The organism is Pedococcus sp. 2YAF34 (assembly GCF_052114585.1).
GTDB lineage: Bacteria > Actinomycetota > Actinomycetes > Actinomycetales > Dermatophilaceae > Pedococcus.
This window is the reverse complement of sequence record NZ_JBFRFA010000139.1, coordinates 1-392: the sequence shown is the minus strand read 5'-3', so window position 1 is coordinate 392 and position 392 is coordinate 1. Positions and strand designations below refer to the sequence as shown.

The 392-nt window shown below is 68.6% G+C and carries 1 protein-coding gene; it reads left to right on the top strand.

Features of this window, described 5'->3' with window-relative positions; translation table 11 throughout:
• Positions 1 to 392 (top strand): hypothetical protein (locus AB4Z02_RS19265; protein ID WP_441972988.1); only part of this gene is annotated, 392 nt, incomplete at both ends.

The window sequence follows — 392 nt, the reverse complement described above, 5'->3', positions numbered from 1 at the left end:
GGTTCTTCCTCGAGCTCTGTGATCGGGTCGAGGCCCAGCTGAAGGGCGAAGGACAGCGGGAGTGGATGCAGCGCCTCGGCGAGGAGCGGGCGAACCTTCGCGGCGCTGAGCGCTTCCTTCTCGGCGGACGCGACTGGGATCGCGCGGCGCACCTCGCGTTCAGCCTCTATCTCTACTGGTGGGTGTCGGGCCTGCTGGGCGAAGTGCGCACGTGGATGGACCTCGCACTCGGCTCCGGTGACGAACTCGCCGATCACACCCGCGCGATCGCGCTGTATTTCAGCCGCACGATCATGTTCTGGCGCGACCCGGACGGCAGTGTCGCCGCCGACCTCGCGACCAGCGCCGACCTGTTCAACCGCACGGGAGACCGCGACGGCGAGGCGCTCACC